This is a genomic window from Bacillus tequilensis (assembly GCF_012225885.1).
Lineage (GTDB): Bacteria > Bacillota > Bacilli > Bacillales > Bacillaceae > Bacillus > Bacillus tequilensis.
In genome coordinates, this window is the sequence record NZ_CP048852.1 from 3,584,815 (window position 1) to 3,601,343 (window position 16,529).

Annotated in this window: 19 protein-coding genes; 8 read left to right on the plus strand and 11 right to left on the minus strand. The window is 44.5% G+C overall.

Translation table 11 applies throughout. The features are described 5' to 3' along the window. Positions 1-17: 17 nt before the first annotated feature. The 6 genes from G4P54_RS18860 (at position 18) to pseI (ending at position 5,766) form a co-directional block, all read left to right on the plus strand. Positions 18-962 carry a dTDP-glucose 4,6-dehydratase gene (locus tag G4P54_RS18860; protein WP_167873517.1) on the plus strand — a complete coding sequence of 315 codons (945 nt, stop codon included), beginning with the start codon at positions 18-20 and terminating at the stop codon, positions 960-962. 14 nt (positions 963-976) lie between these two features. After that, positions 977-2,173 carry a UDP-4-amino-4,6-dideoxy-N-acetyl-beta-L-altrosamine transaminase gene (gene pseC, locus G4P54_RS18865; protein ID WP_024713770.1) on the plus strand — a complete coding sequence of 399 codons (1,197 nt, stop codon included), beginning with the start codon at positions 977-979 and terminating at the stop codon, positions 2,171-2,173. Between the two features lie 11 nt (positions 2,174-2,184). Further along, positions 2,185-2,934 carry a cytidylyltransferase domain-containing protein gene (locus G4P54_RS18870; protein WP_167873518.1) on the plus strand — a complete coding sequence of 250 codons (750 nt, stop codon included), beginning with the start codon at positions 2,185-2,187 and terminating at the stop codon, positions 2,932-2,934. 24 nt (positions 2,935-2,958) lie between these two features. After that, positions 2,959-4,050, plus strand: coding sequence for a UDP-2,4-diacetamido-2,4,6-trideoxy-beta-L-altropyranose hydrolase (gene pseG, locus G4P54_RS18875; protein ID WP_167873519.1), 1,092 nt, complete (start codon positions 2,959-2,961; stop codon positions 4,048-4,050). A gap of 15 nt (positions 4,051-4,065) precedes the next feature. Then, positions 4,066-4,653 carry a UDP-4-amino-4,6-dideoxy-N-acetyl-beta-L-altrosamine N-acetyltransferase gene (gene pseH, locus G4P54_RS18880; RefSeq protein WP_167873520.1) on the plus strand — a complete coding sequence of 196 codons (588 nt, stop codon included), beginning with the start codon at positions 4,066-4,068 and terminating at the stop codon, positions 4,651-4,653. Positions 4,654-4,716: 63 nt separating this feature from the next. Further along, entirely contained in the window at positions 4,717-5,766 is a 1,050-nt protein-coding gene (gene pseI, locus G4P54_RS18885; RefSeq protein WP_167873521.1) for a pseudaminic acid synthase, read from the plus strand. Between the two features lie 125 nt (positions 5,767-5,891). Here pseI and G4P54_RS18890 read toward each other — a convergent pair whose 3' ends face one another. Then, on the minus strand, positions 5,892-6,323 hold the full coding sequence (locus G4P54_RS18890) for a DUF5392 family protein (RefSeq protein WP_024713774.1): 432 nt from the start codon (positions 6,321-6,323) through the stop codon (positions 5,892-5,894). Positions 6,324-6,565: 242 nt separating this feature from the next. Here G4P54_RS18890 and cls point away from each other — a divergent pair, with 242 nt between their 5' ends. Next, on the plus strand, positions 6,566-8,014 hold the full coding sequence (gene cls, locus G4P54_RS18895; RefSeq protein ID WP_167873522.1) for a cardiolipin synthase: 1,449 nt from the start codon (positions 6,566-6,568) through the stop codon (positions 8,012-8,014). A 21-nt stretch (positions 8,015-8,035) separates the two neighbouring features. Here cls and G4P54_RS18900 read toward each other — a convergent pair whose 3' ends face one another. After that, positions 8,036-8,809: a MerR family transcriptional regulator gene (locus G4P54_RS18900; RefSeq protein WP_167873523.1), complete on the minus strand. Its 774-nt coding sequence runs from the start codon at positions 8,807-8,809 to the stop codon at positions 8,036-8,038. A 144-nt stretch (positions 8,810-8,953) separates the two neighbouring features. Between G4P54_RS18900 and G4P54_RS18905 the strand changes: the two genes are divergently transcribed. After that, entirely contained in the window at positions 8,954-9,343 is a 390-nt protein-coding gene (locus G4P54_RS18905; RefSeq protein ID WP_167873524.1) for a DUF5362 family protein, read from the plus strand. 34 nt (positions 9,344-9,377) lie between these two features. On the opposite strand, the gene G4P54_RS18910 is transcribed toward G4P54_RS18905, so the two are convergent. The 9 genes from G4P54_RS18910 to urtB form a co-directional block, all read right to left on the minus strand. After that, the gene (locus G4P54_RS18910) at positions 9,378-10,019 is read right to left on the minus strand and encodes an NAD(P)-dependent oxidoreductase (RefSeq protein WP_024713778.1); all 642 of its coding nucleotides are present in this window, start codon (positions 10,017-10,019) and stop codon (positions 9,378-9,380) included. Between the two features lie 67 nt (positions 10,020-10,086). After that, a complete protein-coding gene (locus G4P54_RS18915) occupies positions 10,087-10,488 on the minus strand; it encodes an Rrf2 family transcriptional regulator (RefSeq protein WP_024713779.1) in 402 nt (133 codons plus the stop codon). A 131-nt stretch (positions 10,489-10,619) separates the two neighbouring features. Next, positions 10,620-12,329, minus strand: coding sequence for an urease subunit alpha (gene ureC / locus G4P54_RS18920; RefSeq protein ID WP_024713780.1), 1,710 nt, complete (start codon positions 12,327-12,329; stop codon positions 10,620-10,622). Beyond that, a complete protein-coding gene (gene ureB, locus G4P54_RS18925) occupies positions 12,326-12,700 on the minus strand; it encodes an urease subunit beta (protein ID WP_024713781.1) in 375 nt (124 codons plus the stop codon). Before ureB ends, ureC begins: the two co-directional genes overlap by 4 nt. Next, positions 12,697-13,014 carry an urease subunit gamma gene (gene ureA / locus G4P54_RS18930; RefSeq protein WP_003227724.1) on the minus strand — a complete coding sequence of 106 codons (318 nt, stop codon included), beginning with the start codon at positions 13,012-13,014 and terminating at the stop codon, positions 12,697-12,699. Before ureA ends, ureB begins: the two co-directional genes overlap by 4 nt. A 100-nt stretch (positions 13,015-13,114) precedes the next feature. Further along, positions 13,115-13,816, minus strand: a complete 702-nt coding sequence (gene urtE / locus G4P54_RS18935) for an urea ABC transporter ATP-binding subunit UrtE (protein ID WP_167873525.1) — start codon at positions 13,814-13,816, stop codon at positions 13,115-13,117. Then, complete coding sequence (gene urtD / locus G4P54_RS18940; protein ID WP_167873526.1) at positions 13,813-14,562, minus strand: urea ABC transporter ATP-binding protein UrtD; 750 nt, start codon at positions 14,560-14,562, stop codon at positions 13,813-13,815. Before urtD ends, urtE begins: the two co-directional genes overlap by 4 nt. Next, positions 14,537-15,607: an urea ABC transporter permease subunit UrtC gene (gene urtC / locus G4P54_RS18945; protein WP_167873527.1), complete on the minus strand. Its 1,071-nt coding sequence runs from the start codon at positions 15,605-15,607 to the stop codon at positions 14,537-14,539. The genes urtD and urtC overlap by 26 nt, the downstream gene beginning before the upstream one ends. An 11-nt stretch (positions 15,608-15,618) precedes the next feature. After that, complete coding sequence (gene urtB, locus G4P54_RS18950; protein WP_167873528.1) at positions 15,619-16,521, minus strand: urea ABC transporter permease subunit UrtB; 903 nt, start codon at positions 16,519-16,521, stop codon at positions 15,619-15,621. Between the last annotated feature and the right edge of the window lie 8 nt (positions 16,522-16,529).

Sequence of the window (16,529 nt, forward strand, 5' to 3'; positions counted from 1 at the left end):
TGAGAAGGAAGATGATCATGAATATTCTCGTTACCGGTGGAGCAGGTTTTATCGGCAGATGGGTTGTGAAAAAGCTATTAGAAGACGGTCATCAAGTATGGGTGCTGGATGATTTGTCGAACGGCCGTTTAGAAAATCTAGAAGAATTGAAAAACGCCCCAGGTTTTATTGAGGTTATGAAAGGAGATATAAAAGATCAAAAAACATTAGAAAATCTTTTCCTGAAACAATTTGACATTTGCTATCATTTGGGCGCAAGCATAAACGTACAAGACAGCATTGATGATCCGAAAACCACATTTGAAAACGACACAATCGGTACTTTTAACATTTTAGAATTATGCAAAAAGCATAATGTGAAAGTTGTTTTCATGAGTACCTGTATGGTGTACGACAAAGCTGCATTTGCTGAAGGCATTAAAGAAACAGATCCTATTAAACCCGCTTCCCCTTATGCAGGAGCAAAGATCGCAGCTGAAAACATGGTGCTCTCCTATTACCATGCGTATGGTCTGCCAGCGGTGGTTATCCGTCCGTTCAATACGTATGGGCCTTTCCAGAAAACAGGTGGTGAAGGCGGAGTAGTCGCTATTTTTATAAAAAATAAATTGGACGGTAAAAAGCTGCATATATATGGGGATGGCACTCAAACCCGTGATCTTTTATATGTAGAGGATTGCGCTAATTTCGTCGTGCAGGCGGGGTATTCCCAAAAAGCAAATGGTGAAATTATAAACGCAGGCCTCGGAAAAGATATCTCTATTAATGATTTGGCAGAATTAATTGCAGGCGATAAACAAAGCATTCGCCATGTAGAGCATATACATCCTCAAAGTGAAATTCCAAAATTGCTGTGCAACTACGAAAAAGCAAAGAAAATCCTCAATTGGAGCCCGCAGGTCAGTTTGGAGGAAGGAATAAGAAAAACAGAGGAATGGATTAAGGGCACGAATCTTATTTAATAGGAGAATTGAACATGACAAGTGAGAATAAATTGGCCATTACAGGCGGCAAGCCTGTCAGAGATTCTTATCTTCCTTACGGCAGGCAATCGCTCGATGAAGAAGATATACAATCCGTAGTCGATATTTTAAGAGGAGACTATTTGACGACAGGACCAACAATTGCGTTATTCGAAGAAAAAGTCGCTGAATATGCTGGCAGCAGCTATGCCGTTGCCTTTTCCAGCGGAACAGCTGCTTTGCATGCAGCTTGCTTTGCTGCTGGTATCTCACAGGGTGACGAAGTCATTACTACACCCGTCACATTTGCGGCAAGTGCCAATTGTATTTTATACATGGGCGCCAAACCCGTTTTCGCTGATATTGACCCGCTCACATACAATATTGACCCTGATTCTGTCGAAAAGCTGATCACTCCAAAAACAAAGGCCATTATACCAGTAGACTTCACGGGACAGCCAGTGAATCACGATCAGATTCAAAAAATCGCAAAAGACAATAACTTAATCGTCATCGAAGATGCTGCACATGCATTAGGCGCTTCATATAAAGGGAAAAAAGTCGGTTCAATCAGTGATATGACAATGTTTAGTTTTCACCCCGTAAAACATATTACAACGGGCGAAGGCGGAATGATAACAACGAATAATAGAACATATTATGAGAAGCTGCTTCAATTCCGCAGTCACGGAATAACCCGTGATCCTAAAAAGTTAACTCAAAACCATGGCTCGTGGTACTATGAAATGCACTTCCTTGGTTTCAATTACCGGATGACAGATATCCAAGCTTCATTAGGGATCAGCCAATTGCAAAAATTAGATGATTTTATTAAAAAACGGCACCACCTTGCCGGGATTTATAACGAAAAACTAAAAACCATCTCCCACATTCAACTGCCAATACAAGATGCAGCCTCAACTTCAAGCTGGCACCTTTATATTATTCAATTAAAGCTGGATCAGCTAAAAGGAAACCGCGATGATATTTTTAACGCTATGCAAAAAGAAAATATAGGGGTTAACGTTCACTATATACCCGTTTATTTACACCCTTACTATCAACGTTTAGGATATCCAGCGGGCCTATGTCCACATGCAGAAAATCTATATAAAGGAATCATCACCTTACCTCTGTTTCAATCAATGAACGAAAAAGATGCAGACGACGTGATCAAAGCATTAAAAAAAGTAGTGGATTATTATTCGTAGGAGGTGATGAGTTGAAAGTAACGGCTATAATCCAAGCACGGATGGGGTCCAGCAGATTGCCAGGCAAAGTATTAAAAAAAGTTTTGAATAAACCTCTGCTGGAATATCAAATTGAAAGAATAAAAAGAGCTGCGCTTATTGATGATATTGTGATAGCCACAACGACAAATGAGAATGATAAACCAATTGTCGAATTAAGTAAGAGATTGTCTCTTACTTATTATTGCGGGTCAGAAAACGATGTCTTATCACGATATTACGAAGCAGCAAAAATCAACAAAGCGGAAACGATCGTCCGCTTAACCTCTGACTGCCCTATTATCGATCATCGCGTCATCGACAAAGTAGTCAAATTTTATCTGGATTCAAACGGCCAATATGATTATGTATCTAACACTCTAAATAGAACGTATCCCCGCGGAATGGATATAGAGGTTTTTTCAGTTTCAGCATTAGAAAAGGCTCATGCCGAGTCCAGTCTTGAACATGAACGGGAACACGTAACACCCTTTATTTTCCTGAATCCTGGCAGGTTCAAGTTGGCTAATATCACCTATGACGAAAATCAGAATCAGCATAGGTGGACTGTGGACACACCTGAGGACTTTTTGTTAATCAAAAAAATCATAGAAAAACTATATCCAACGAATCCTGACTTTAGCTTAGAGGATACATTAGCATTATTGAACGCATTTCCGGAGTGGTCTTTACTCAACGCCCGAATAGAACAAAAAGAAATCTTACAAGACAACAATGACTAGTTCAAATGATGATGAGGTGCTGTTATGAACATTCTTTTCAGAACAGATGCTTCAATTGAAATAGGCACAGGTCATGTCATGAGGTGCCTTACGCTTGCTCATGCATTGCGTAAAAAGGGAGCTAACATTACATTTGTTTGCCGAAGCTTACAAGGCCATCTAGCTGAGGTGATTCGCGAGCAGCAGTTTGATCTCATTATGCTCCCAGCGCCTAAAAAGAATGTTTTGATCCCTATAACAACTCTCCATTCTGATTGGCTCGGTGTCCCTTGGCATGTTGACTCAGCTGAAACCAGTCGTGCCATTCAAGACATGAACAAGGAAATCTCCCTCCTTATCATTGATCACTACGCAATTGATATCAATTGGGAGATGGAGGTAAAAAAAGATGTGAAAAAAATGATGGTGATTGATGACCTTGCTGATCGTTTACATCATTGTGATATTTTATTAGACCAGAATCTTTATCCTCATTATAAAGATCGTTATGCCAACCTGGTTCCCAAAAGCTGCAAACAATTTTTAGGGCCGAAATACGTCTTATTGCGAGATGAATTTTATTCATTTCACCCCAATAACAAAAACTATGACGGCAGTGTAAAAAAGATTTTTGTCTTTTTTGGGGGCACTGATCCCACCAATGAAACGAAAAAGGTTATTCACGCCTTTAAGCAGCTTAACCTCCATGATATTGAGCTGGATATCGTCATTGGAAATACCAATATCCATAAGAATGAGATTGAATCCATTTGTAAAAAACATGACTTTTGCAGCTTTCATTGCCAAGTGAATCATATTGCAGAATTGATGTACAATGCCGACCTCGCAATAGGTGCGGGCGGAACTTCCGCTTGGGAGCGTTGTTTTCTCGGCCTTCCAGCCATCGTAATCACCGTTGCTGAAAATCAAGAACGGGTTGCTGAAACGCTTGATCAATTAGGCGCCATTCAATATCTGGGGCCTAAAGAATCCGTCAAGGAATCAGATATCGTCTCCGCTTTGAACGAAATGCTAAATAATCCCTCATCATTAATACAAATGTCACAAAAAGCCAGCATGCTGCTAGAAGGAAATATTGATAATCGCCAAAATCTTTTATTGGAAATTTTAACGTAAGGAAGGGATAAATCTGTGTTCAAATATTCCCTTAGGACATTAAAAGAAAAAGACTTAGACACAGTCCTCCATTGGCGGAACGATGATAGAATCAGACAATCAATGTATAATGACCAAATCATTACTGAAAAACAGCACCATCAATGGTTCGAGAAAGTGAATTCCTCGAAAACAGAACATTATTTTATCTTTACAATGAATCATACTGACATCGGCTTTGTCAGTTTTAAAGATGTTGACCATAAAAATCGCCATTGCTATTGGGGTTTTTATATTGGAGAGGCCCAGAGTCCAAAAGGGTCCGGTTCTGTCATGGGGTTTTTAGCATTAGAATGGGCGTTTCAACAGCTGGAGATTGAGAAAGTATATGGAGAAGTCCTGTCGAATAACGAAAAAAGTTTGTCCTATCACCAATCATTCGGTTTTAGCAAAGAGGGTCACTTTCGAAACCATATCGTAAGGAATAACAACTATCTTGATGTGATCCGATACGGTCTTTTAAAGGAAGAATGGGAAGAAGCAAAGCCGAAAGTGATGAAGAAATTAGCTGCAAGAGGAATAGATGGAAAAGATATTGATACAAATTTTCATAACATGATTTGAATGGTGTTTTATGCCCTTTGGCTTTTATGGTCGGTATTCCTTTAAATAAAAGGAGGTGCAAAAATGAACGAAATCAATATAGAAGGAAGAAAAATCGGGCCGCATCATCCTCCGTTTATTATTGCTGAAATGTCTGGAAACCATAATCAATCATTAGAGCGCGCCTTTCATATTATAGAAGAAGCGGCTAAAGCAGGTGCACACGCTTTGAAAATACAAACATATACCGCTGACACAATGACATTAAATATGAATACGAAAGATTTTAAAATTGAGGATAAAAATAGTCTTTGGTCCGGAAGAACGCTCTATACATTATACCAGCAAGCGTACACTCCATGGGAATGGCATAAGCCAATCTTCGATAAATGCCGGGAACTTGGAATGATCCCTTTGAGTACGCCATTTGATGAATCATCTGTCGACTTTCTGGAGGACTTGGGTGTTCCTATATATAAAATCGCTTCATTTGAAAATACTGATATCCCTCTTATCAAAAAGGTCGCTGCTACTGGTAAGCCTATTATCATTTCCACTGGGATGGCCACAGTGGCAGAAATTGATGAATCCATAAGGGCCGCCAAAGACGCCGGCTGTAAAGAGGTCATACTTCTAAAATGCACCAGTACCTACCCGGCATCACCGGAAAACACCAATATTGCCACGATCCCTCATATGAAAAACTTATTTAACTGCCAAGTCGGTTTATCAGATCACACCATGGGAACAGGAGTGGCTGTCGCTAGTGTCGCCCTAGGCGCAACTGTGATTGAAAAACATTTCACTTTATCAAGAGCTGACGGCGGCGTAGATTCCGCCTTTTCACTGGAGCCATCCGAACTAAGGGATCTTGTCGTTGAAACTGAAAGGGCGTGGCAAGCAGTAGGACAGATTACGTATGGACCCACTGACGAGGAAAAAGCTTCGCTCAAATTCCGTCGTTCTATTTATGTAAATAAAGATATAAAAGCCGGAGAGCCTTTCACAAAAGAAAATATTAAGATCGTTCGTCCCGGTTATGGTTTGGAACCAAAATTCTATGATGTCATGATCGGCAGAACAGCTAAGAAACATATTTCAGCAGGAACACCGCTGAGATGGGATTCTATATAGTTTATATATAGCCCCTTGGCGAATGCGCTCTGCGCTTTGCAGAACTACAGAAGAAATAGCCATAAAAAACTGCACCCTGATCCAGCAGTCGGGGTGCAGTTCTAGTGTTCAGCTCTTTTTACAAACTACATTTTCTTGCGTCTGTCTTCCTCAGTTAAAAATTCCACAAAACTCCGCATCGCAAATGGTTCTTCCTTAATCTGGCGTGTATAGGAATTTTTCCGCTCTTCTGAAAGGATTTCGCTCTTTTTGATCCTGTTCAGCATATAGATGTGCACCGTTTTTTGGATTTGTTTATGCTGATAGCCTGCTTCTTTGAAAAGCGCCAGCCCAAGCGCCGCTAAAAGGGCGAATATGCCAGCGCTGATCAAAGACTCCCTGTCAGCTGAAGCGTGAAATAGAAAAGCAGCCAAATGAAAGAGAGAGAATGCAGCAAGCGGAATAGCAAGAAAACGGTAAATGACCGTTTTTTTCATGAAAGGCTGTACGGCCTTTTGAATTTTTTGCATTTCTTTTTTAATGAACCCCGGCATTTGTTCGACCCTGTAAAAGTTCATGTAATCCTCCCCCTTTATTTGATGTTGCAAGCCTTCACGAACGTTATCATATGTGCTTATTTTAACGCAGGTGCAAGCTGGTTTAAAAGAAATCTGCCCGTATTTTCACGAAGAATCTGGATCTCCGCGCTTTATTCTTTTAAAATGTGAGTGTTATAATTTGTAATGGGAATCAGAATGCTGTTAATCATGGAATACTAATGGCAATCTTCTTGATAAATATGAATGAGCGGGGTTACAAAGTGAGTATTTTTTCCATCCTTTTATCACTTTTTTTCATTTTAAATATTCTTTTAGCCATCATTGTCATTTTTAAAGAACGGCGCGATGCCAGTGCATCTTGGGCGTGGCTGCTTGTTCTTTTCTTTATTCCCGTTTTAGGCTTTATTTTATACTTATTATTCGGCCATAATCTCAGGCGCAAGCATTTGTTTCAATGGGAAGACCGAAAAAAGATTGGAATTGAAAGACTGCTGAAGCATCAGCTAGAAGAATTAGAAAACAAGCAATTTCAGTTCAACAACCGGGCAACCTTTGATAACAAAGATTTAATTTATATGCTGATCATGAATAACCATGCCGTGTTTACGGAGGATAATTCGGTTGACGTAATCACAGACGGACGGGATAAGTTTCAGCGGCTGCTGAATGACATTTCGAAGGCTAAGGATCATATCCACTTACAATATTATATTTATAAAGGTGATGAATTAGGCAAAAAATTGCGGGACGCTCTCATCCAAAAAGCGAAAGAAGGCGTTCAGGTCAGGGTGCTCTATGATGAACTAGGGTCCAGAACACTGAGAAAAAAGTTTTTTAAAGAGCTTCGCGAGGCTGGCGGGCACGTGGAGGTCTTTTTTCCTTCAAAGCTCAGGCCGATTAATCTGCGGCTGAATTACCGGAACCACCGCAAGCTTGTCATCATAGACGGAATGACCGGGTATGTCGGAGGATTTAACGTCGGAGATGAGTATCTCGGACTTAATCCAAAATTCGGTTATTGGCGCGATACGCATATCCGGCTTCAGGGAACAGCCGTGCATGCCATCCAGACACGTTTTATCCTTGACTGGAACCAAGCCTCCCATCATCATACGCTGACATATATTCCGAATCACTTTCCTGACTGCGGCCCGAAAGGCAACGTCGGAATGCAGATTGTCACGAGCGGACCGGATTCGGAATGGGAACAAATTAAAAACGGCTACATTAAAATGATTTCGAATGCCAAGCGTTCTATTTTGATTCAGACGCCGTATTTTATTCCGGACGCAAGCCTGCTGGACGCTTTAAGAATCGCGTGCCTGTCGGGCATTGACGTCAACATTATGATTCCGAACAAGCCTGATCATGCCTTTGTATACTGGGCGACACTGTCGTACATCGGCGATCTGCTGAAAGCCGGAGCCACCGTCTATATTTACGATAATGGCTTTATTCACGCGAAAACCATTGTAGTGGATGACGAAATCGCATCAGTCGGCACAGCGAACATCGATGTCCGAAGCTTCAGGCTGAATTTTGAGGTGAATGCATTTATTTACGATATCACCATTGCGAAAAAATTGGTTTCTACATTTAAAGAAGATTTGCTCGTATCCAGAAAATACACTTATGAGGAATATCTGCAGCGCCCCTTGCGGATTCGAATGAAAGAATCCGTCTCGCGGCTCTTGTCGCCGATTTTATAAGATGTGCCAAAACCCCGGCCTTTACGGCCGGGGTTTTTTCTGATGGTCACAGTAAGTAATGATCGCCTCCCGCAAAAAAGCGGCAAGGCCTTCCCCATATTGGTTGATTGAGTCTGTAAATCGTTCGTCAGTGATATACACTTCCCCAAGCCCTCTGAAAATGTCGAGTGTGCAATCGTAATGATATTGGCAAATATGATCGCGAAACGCCCCCACAGCCTCCTGAACCTCTGCATCACCCGGCCCGTGTTCCATCCTTGCCGCAATTCGTCTGTAAATCGAATCAAATTCGACCATGATCGCACGCCAGTCGTCCGCACTATATGCAGATGTCCTTTTCTCTGTTTCTTCTGCGGCCTCTCTCCCATACAGTCTTCTGACTTCATCAGCGTATGTCTGCTGGTGCTCTTCAATGTCTTTCATGCTTAATCCGGCAAATAAATCCCGCTTATTCATAAGTTTTCCTCCCTCAATGGATTGAAGGGTCCTGTCAATCGTCTGTATCATCTCTTCCACTCTTTGTTTTTTCTTCATTAACATATCCTTTTGCGACTGAAGTGCCGCTTTCCGGTCAAAATTCGGATGATCCAGCATTTCTTTTATTTCATCCAGACGAAACCCTATTTCCTTAAAAAACAAAATCTGCTGCAGTCTTTCCAAATCTGTATCACTGTACAATCGATACCCCGCGTCAGTAAGCGCTGAAGGGGTCAAAAGCTGAATATCGTCATAGTGATGAAGCGTCCGGATACTGACGCCCGCCACTTCCGACACTTGTTTAACTTGATATTTCATACATAACACCTCCTCTTCTTTTATCGTAAACAATCACGCAGCGTCAGGGTCAATCCCCAAAATATTAATTTCCATATACAAAACCTCTCACAAATAGTGTATAAAAGAAAAGTGAGTATTTTTTTGTAAAGGGGAGCCAATTTCATGAATCCTGAAACAATGAACAAAACCCTCATAAGCATTTCGAAATGGGGAAAAGCAACAGGTATTTTATTTATTATTATGGGTGCATTTGCCGCGCTTTCAGGCGCGTTCTTTTTTCTGATTGGTGCCATTCCGGGTGTACTGCAAATTATTGCCGGCATCTTTTTGATGCGGTCAGCTAAAGAAGCAGGCCAAATGGCTGAACACAATAGCGGACAGTCTGAGGACTTAATGCTGGAGAATTACGCGAAATTTGTGAAGATGCAAGGGATTTATTTAATCGTCAGCATTGCTGTATCCATTCTTGCGATTATCGCCGTCTTCATCTTTTTCATGCTTGGGATTGCTGACGGACTTTTCAGCGATTATGATACGTACAGCACTTATTAATCAGAAAAACCCGGAGCCGGCTCCGGGTTTTTTATTATTCTGCTTCGCTTACCACTGTGAAGCGTTCGTTTTTGTGTGCAGGCTGTTCAAGCTCATCCAATACGGCAATGGCATAATCAGCATAGCTGATATAGCTGTCGCCTTTTGCGTTTACAATGACATTGTCTTTTCCTTTTTGGTAAGAGCCAGTCCGCTTTCCTGCCGGATCAAAAAATGCCGCAGGGCTGAGGAACGTCCAGGATATGGAGTCTGTCTGCTGCAAGTCTTTCAGGTTCTCCCCTTGATTTGATGCGGTCGGCAAATATTCTTTCGGGAATTCCGGCGTGTCCATTAAACGGGTTGTTTTGGCTTCATCGACAAACAGGCTTCCTGCTCCGCCGACGACAAGCAATCTTGTGTTTTTCGCGCCCTTTAAGATGCTGATTAGCGCCCTGCCTGCCTCAACATGAAGATGTTCCTGGCCAGGAGCTGCTCCAAAAGCGTTTACAACCGCGTCGAAAGGCTTGATATCTTCCGCAGTCAGTTCAAACACATCTTTCTCCAAAATCGCTATGTCCTGCTCCTGCACTTTTGAAGCGTTTCGGACAATGGCAGTCACTTCATGCCCTCTTGTTTTCGCTTCTTTCAAAATCTCTTTTCCAGCTTTTCCGCTTGCACCGATAATTCCAATTTTCATTTTCATTTCCTCCTTATTTGTAACGATTTTAGTTACATGTCAGTGGTGAGAAGTCATCTCTTTTTAATTAAAAGAGATGATTCATAACATCTTTTAATGACTTACTTGCCAGTTCATTTTCCATCGCTCTTTGGACACTTTCAAACGTTTCATCCAGGGCATTCTGAATTCTTTTCCCTACCGGACATTTCGGGTTTGGGTTTTCATGAACCGCAAAGAGTTCTTCTTGCTTTTGGACAGCCCGATATACTTCTAAAAGAGAAATATCAGCCGGATCTTTTTTAAGGCTTGCCCCCGCCACCCCGGCGCGTGATGTAAGAATATCCGCTTTTTTCAGCAGGCTGATCATTCTTCGCACGACAACCGGATTTGTGTTGACGCTGTCAGCGATGATTTCTGAAGATGCTTTTTCATCCATCGAAATGAGGGATAAAATATGAATGGCAACAGCAAGACGGCTGTTAATCATGTTTTTCACCACCGTTGTAACCATAATAGTTACATTTAATTCGTTTGTCAACATCTAATATACACTAAATACGGTGTTCTTGTGCACGTTTTTAGTCAATAAACGGCCGGATGCATTCCGGCCGCTTCTTATCAGAATAAGAAATATCTTTGTCCAAGCGGAACGTAATCGACGGGCTGGCAAGACAATTCCTCTCCATCAGCGAAAACCTGATAGGTTTTTGGATCAACCTCGATTTTCGGCAAAGCTGCGTTCAATTTCATATCAAGCTTGCTCAGCTTTCTGATATTTTTTACAGGAGAAATCCTTTTTTCCAGCCTTAAGCTTTCTGCCACACCCCGCTCAATGCTTGCCTGGGACATAAATGTAATAGAGGTTGAGCGGTTGGCTTTTCCGTAAGACGCATACATCTGGCGCATAAATACAGGTTCAGGGGTCGGGATGGACGCATTCGGATCTCCCATTTGCGCACGTGCAATCATGCCGCCCTTTAAGACCAGTTCCGGTTTTACGCCGAAAAATACCGGGTCCCACAGAACGAGATCAGCGAGCTTTCCTTTTTCCACCGAACCGACTTCATGGCTGAGCCCATGAGTAATCGCCGGGTTGATTGTGTATTTGGCAACATAGCGTTTTGCGCGCACATTGTCGTTTCCGTTTTCTCCTGCAAGAGCGCCGCGCTGCTTTTTCATTTTATCAGCTACCTGCCATGTTCGGATGATAACTTCACCGATACGCCCCATCGCTTGGGAATCCGATGATGTCATGCTGATCGCGCCGATATCATGGAGAATGTCCTCTGCCGCAATGGTCGCAGCCCTGATTCTGGAATGGCTGAACGCCACATCTTCAGGCACTTTCGCATCTAAATGGTGGCAGACCATCATCATATCCAGATGCTCATCCATCGTATTAACGGTGTAAGGAATCGTTGGCGTTGTGGATGACGGCAGAATGTTCGCGTAAGAGGCGAGCTTCATAATATCCGGGGCGTGGCCGCCGCCTGCTCCTTCAATGTGATAGGTGTGAATGACCCGGTCCCCGATCGCATCGAGCGTGTTTTCCAGGAAACCCGCTTCGTTAATCGTATCGGTATGGATGGCGACTTGAATATCAGTCTCGTCCACAACTTCCATACACGTTTTAATGGCGCTTGGCGTCGTGCCCCAGTCTTCATGAAGCTTAAGGCCGATGGCGCCCGCTTCCACCTGCTCGATCAGCGGCGCTTTATCGGATGCATTCCCTTTTCCTAAGAAACCGACGTTGATCGGAAACTCCTCGGCCGCTTCCAGCATCCTTGCCATATACCACGCGCCAGACGTACATGTTGTCGCTTTGCTTCCAGTAGCCGGGCCTGTCCCGCCTCCTAAAAGTGTCGTCACACCTGAAGAAAGCGCAACTTCCATCTGCTGAGGGCAAATAAAGTGAATGTGCGTGTCTACTCCTCCGGCTGTTAAGATTTTGCCTTCACCGGAAATCACCTCTGTACCCGCGCCGATGACCATATGCGGATCAACTCCGTCCATGATATCAGGGTTGCCGCTTTTTCCGACGCCGACAATCCGACCGTCTTTCACACCGACATCCGCTTTGACAATGCCTGTGTAGTCCAATAGCACGACGTTGGTGATGACCAAATCCAAAGCGCCGTCTTTCCCTGTGATTCTGCCATTTTGGCCCATGCCGTCGCGGATTGTTTTGCCGCCGCCAAAGATCATTTCTTCACCGTATACAGTGAAATCCTTTTCGACTTCAATCCATAAATTGGTGTCACCCAATCTGATTTTATCGCCCGTTGTCGGGCCAAACAGCTCTGCATATTCCTTCCGTGACATTTTCATCGGATCACACCCTCCATCCAGCCGGCTTGTTTAAGGTTGGCTAACGTTTTTTCTTTGCCGCGTTCATCGATAAACGTGTCGGCCATTCCGTTCAGGCCTCTAATTGTCTTTCGTCCTCCGATTTCCACAAGCGTGACCGTTTTCTGCTCTCCAGGCTCAAAACGGACCGACGTGCCAGATGGAACATCAAGGCGCATGCCGATCGCCAGCTCACGGTCAAATAATAAAGCCCCGTTTGCTTCCGCAAAATGAAAATGCGAGCCGACTTGAATGGAGCGTGATCCGGTGTTTTTTACCGTTACCTCCCGTGTTTCACGGCCTTCATTAATCGTTATCGTTCCCTCAGCAATTTGAAATGCTCCCGGCTTCATGACTTCACCTCCGCAGAAATCGGCTGATGTACCGTAACAAGCTTCACTCCATCCGGAAATGTGGCCTCCACCTGAATGCTGTCCAGCATCTCAGGCACACCCTCCATCACATCTTTTTCCGTTAACACATGGCGGCCGGCTTCCATCAGCTCTGCTACTCCCTTTCCGTCACGTGCGCCTTCCATGATAAAACAGGTGATATAAGCGGCAGCCTCAGGGTAGTTGAGCAGAACGCCCCGCGCCTTTCGCTGTTTGGCTAATTCCCCCGCCGCAAAAATGAGTAATTTCTCTTGTTCAACCGGTGTCAGTTTCATCTGTAGTCCTCCTTCTTTTGTCTTTTAAAGCGGATTCGGTTACTGCGAATTTGTGGAGCATGCAGGCGGGACATCACCTCCCTCTCCTCAAGAATGGGGATCATACGGTAAGATGCCTTTCAAAGCGGCGTGCCGTTTCTTCATCGGCCTTGCCATGGTCAACAACCGTTCCCCTGTCGATCACATAAAGATAGTCAGCACAGGTTAACGCGTTTTCCAGACTGTGCTCGACTAAGATAACGGAAATGTCTTTTTTTCTGGAAATTTCTATGATAACTTGTCTGATTAGTTCGACAATTGACGGCTGAATTCCTTCCATTGGTTCATCAAGTAAAATCATTTTCGGATTTCCCATCAGCGCTCTGGCAATCGCAAGCTGCTGCTGTTGCCCTCCGCTCAAATCGCCGCCTTTGCGGTCAAGCATCTCCTTCAAAACGGGAAACCACTGAAAAATCTCTTCCTTGACCTGCCCTGTCCGGCTCTTCTTTGGAAGCGGCTCTTCACCTAGCAGAAGGTTGTCACGAACAGTTAAGGAAGAAAAAATGTCTCTTCCCTGCGGAACGTACGCAATCCCCGCGCTTGCCCGTTTTTCCGCCTTTTCATTTTGAACAAACGTTTGATTAAAGCAAATATCCCCTTGTTTAGCGGGAAGCAGGCCGACGATGGTTTTCAGCAAAGTGGATTTGCCGACTCCGTTTCGGCCTAATACAGCGACAACCTGCCCCGGGCGAGCCTCCATGCTGAGGCTGTGCAAAACCATGGATTGATCATAACCGGACGTTACATTCCTGACGGCAATCATGACACATCGCTCCTCCCTAAATACACCGCTGCCACTTCTTCATTGCTTGTGATGTCATCCATTGATCCTTCACAAAGCACTTTGCCTTCATGCATCACCGTGACTTTTCTGGAAAACGAACGCACAAAATCCATATCGTGCTCGACAATCAGAACAGAGCACGTTTTCGCAATTTTCTCAAGCAGGGCTCCCGTTTTTTCCCGCTCCTTTCCCGTCATGCCGGCAATCGGTTCATCCAGCAGCAAAAGCTTCGGCTCCATGGCCAGCTGCATGCCGATTTCAAGCCATTGCTTCTGTCCATGTGACAGGCTGCCAGCTGCGATGTCCCGCTTTTCCTCTAACCCAATCAGCCGCAGGATGCCGATGATTCTGTCCCTTTGCTGTTTCGTCATCCGCGCTGTCAGCAATGAAAGGATTGTTTTTTTCTGTTTCATGGCAAGCTCGAGATTTTCAAACACCGTCAGCTGCGAAAAAACACTTGGGGCCTGAAACTTTCTGGCGACCCCCAGTTTGCCGATCTGATACTCCCGCGCTTTTGTCAGTTCAATCGTTTCCTGGAACAGAACCTCGCCAGAATGCGGCTTCGTTTTTCCGCAAATGATGTCCAGCAACGTCGTTTTTCCCGCGCCGTTCGGCCCGATCAGAAAATGGATATCGCACTCCTGCACACTGATATCAGCGCCCCGCAAAGCCCAAAATCCGTCAAACTCAACCTTTACGTCACGGCAGGTAAGTATCGGTTTCATAAGCAGCGGCTCCTTTCTTTTTTGAGGAAGAAAACCGGGTTTTAAGCTTCTCGAACAGCCCGACAATCCCTTTTGGCATATAAAGCACGACAATGATAAACAACGCGCCGAGGAAGTACAGCCAAATGTCGGGATAATATTCGCTTAAATAGCTTTTCATGCCGTTTGTTAACAGCGCGCCAAGCACCGCTCCGATAATGGAGTGCCTGCCGCCGATCGCCACCCACAGCACCATTTCCACCGAAGGGATGATGCCCATCATTTCCGGCGAGATCATTCCGTCCTGAAGCACAAACAGCATCCCGGCAGTCCCCGCCATCGCAGCGGATACACAGTAAATGAACACTTTAAAAACAGTGGAATGATACCCGAAAAAACGGACTCTGTTTTCTCCATCACGCACCGCCTGCAATAGCCGCCCAAAACGGCTTCTCGTCAGAAACAAAGCGAACACGACAGAAAAACCGAGAAACAAAACTGTCGCAAAATAAAAAATCTGCTTCATTGCGGGATCGTCGAGAGCATATTGAAAAATAGTATAAAAATTCGTGAGGCCATTTGTGCCGCCGGTGATGTCCTGGCTGCCGATGAACAATGTGACAACCACCACAACAACCGCCTGAGAGATCAACGAAAAATAAACACCCTTTATGTTGTTGCGGAATGTAAAGTACCCAAGCAAAAAGGCCAAAAAGACAGGAACAATGACAGCCGCGGCAATCGCTGCAAAAGGATTCCTGAATATCGCCCAGATCCATGGCAGTTCATTGGCACCGGTCCATTCCATAAAATCGGGAATGCCTGTCGGCGAGGCCTCTATTTTTAAATACATCGCCATGCAGTATGCACCCAATCCGAAAAAGACGCCATGCCCCAAGCTCAAAATGCCTGTATATCCCCAAATCAGGCAAATGCCGACCGCTACAATCGCGAAGCATAAAAATTTTGCCAGCAGCCCTAATCGAAACTCCTGCAGAAAGAACGGAGCGGCGATAAAAAGGGCGAACATCGCCAGATACGGACTAAACTGTGAAAACCGCTTCATCCGGTTCCCTCCTAATCAAGTAATCTCGTTCTGACACTCGCGAGACCTGAAGGCCGCCATTGCAAAAAGAAAATAATACATGCAAACACGACAACCTTTGCAATCGTCGCGCTTGTGGAATACTCAACGAATGTGCTCAGCAAACCGACTGTTACCGCGCCGATTATGGTTCCTCTTAATTTTCCGATTCCGCCTAAGATGACGATCATGAAGGCATCGACAAGGTATGACGAGCCGAGAGTTGGCCCGATCGAACCAAGCAATGTGAGTGAACTACCCGCGATACCGGCCAGTCCGCTTCCGAGAGCGAAAGCCAATGTATCGGTTTTTCTCACAGATACGCCGAGACACGATGCCATGCCCCGGTTCAGCGTAACAGCCTGCATCCGCCGTCCCGCAGAGGTTTTAAATAGATAGAAACCGAGCAGCGCCAGCGCAAAAAGAACGAGCGCCAAAATAAACAGCCTTTTATACGGAAAGGTAACGGAAAACAGCGTCACGCCTCCCGTCAGCCACTCAGGTGACTTGACAGCAACATTCGGCGCGCCAAAAATCGATCTGGCCGCCTGCTGCAGAATCAAGCTCACCCCCCACGTCGCCAAAAGGCTGTCAAGCGGACGGTCATACAGCCGCCTGACAATCACTTTTTCAATGACAATTCCAATAAGCGCCGCGACCGCAAACGCCATGATGATCGCAATGAAAAAGTAGTAAGAAAACAGAGAAGCAGGCAAATAGCTTATAAACAGCTGCTGAACGACATACGTCGTGTAGGCTCCGGCCATAATCAGCTCACCGTGCGCCATATTAATCATGTTCATCAAACCGAATGTAACAGCCAATCCAATCGCAATGAGAATCAAAATAGAGCCGAGGCTGATCCCGTTAAATAATTGAGTCACGATGACCGACATGTTTCGCC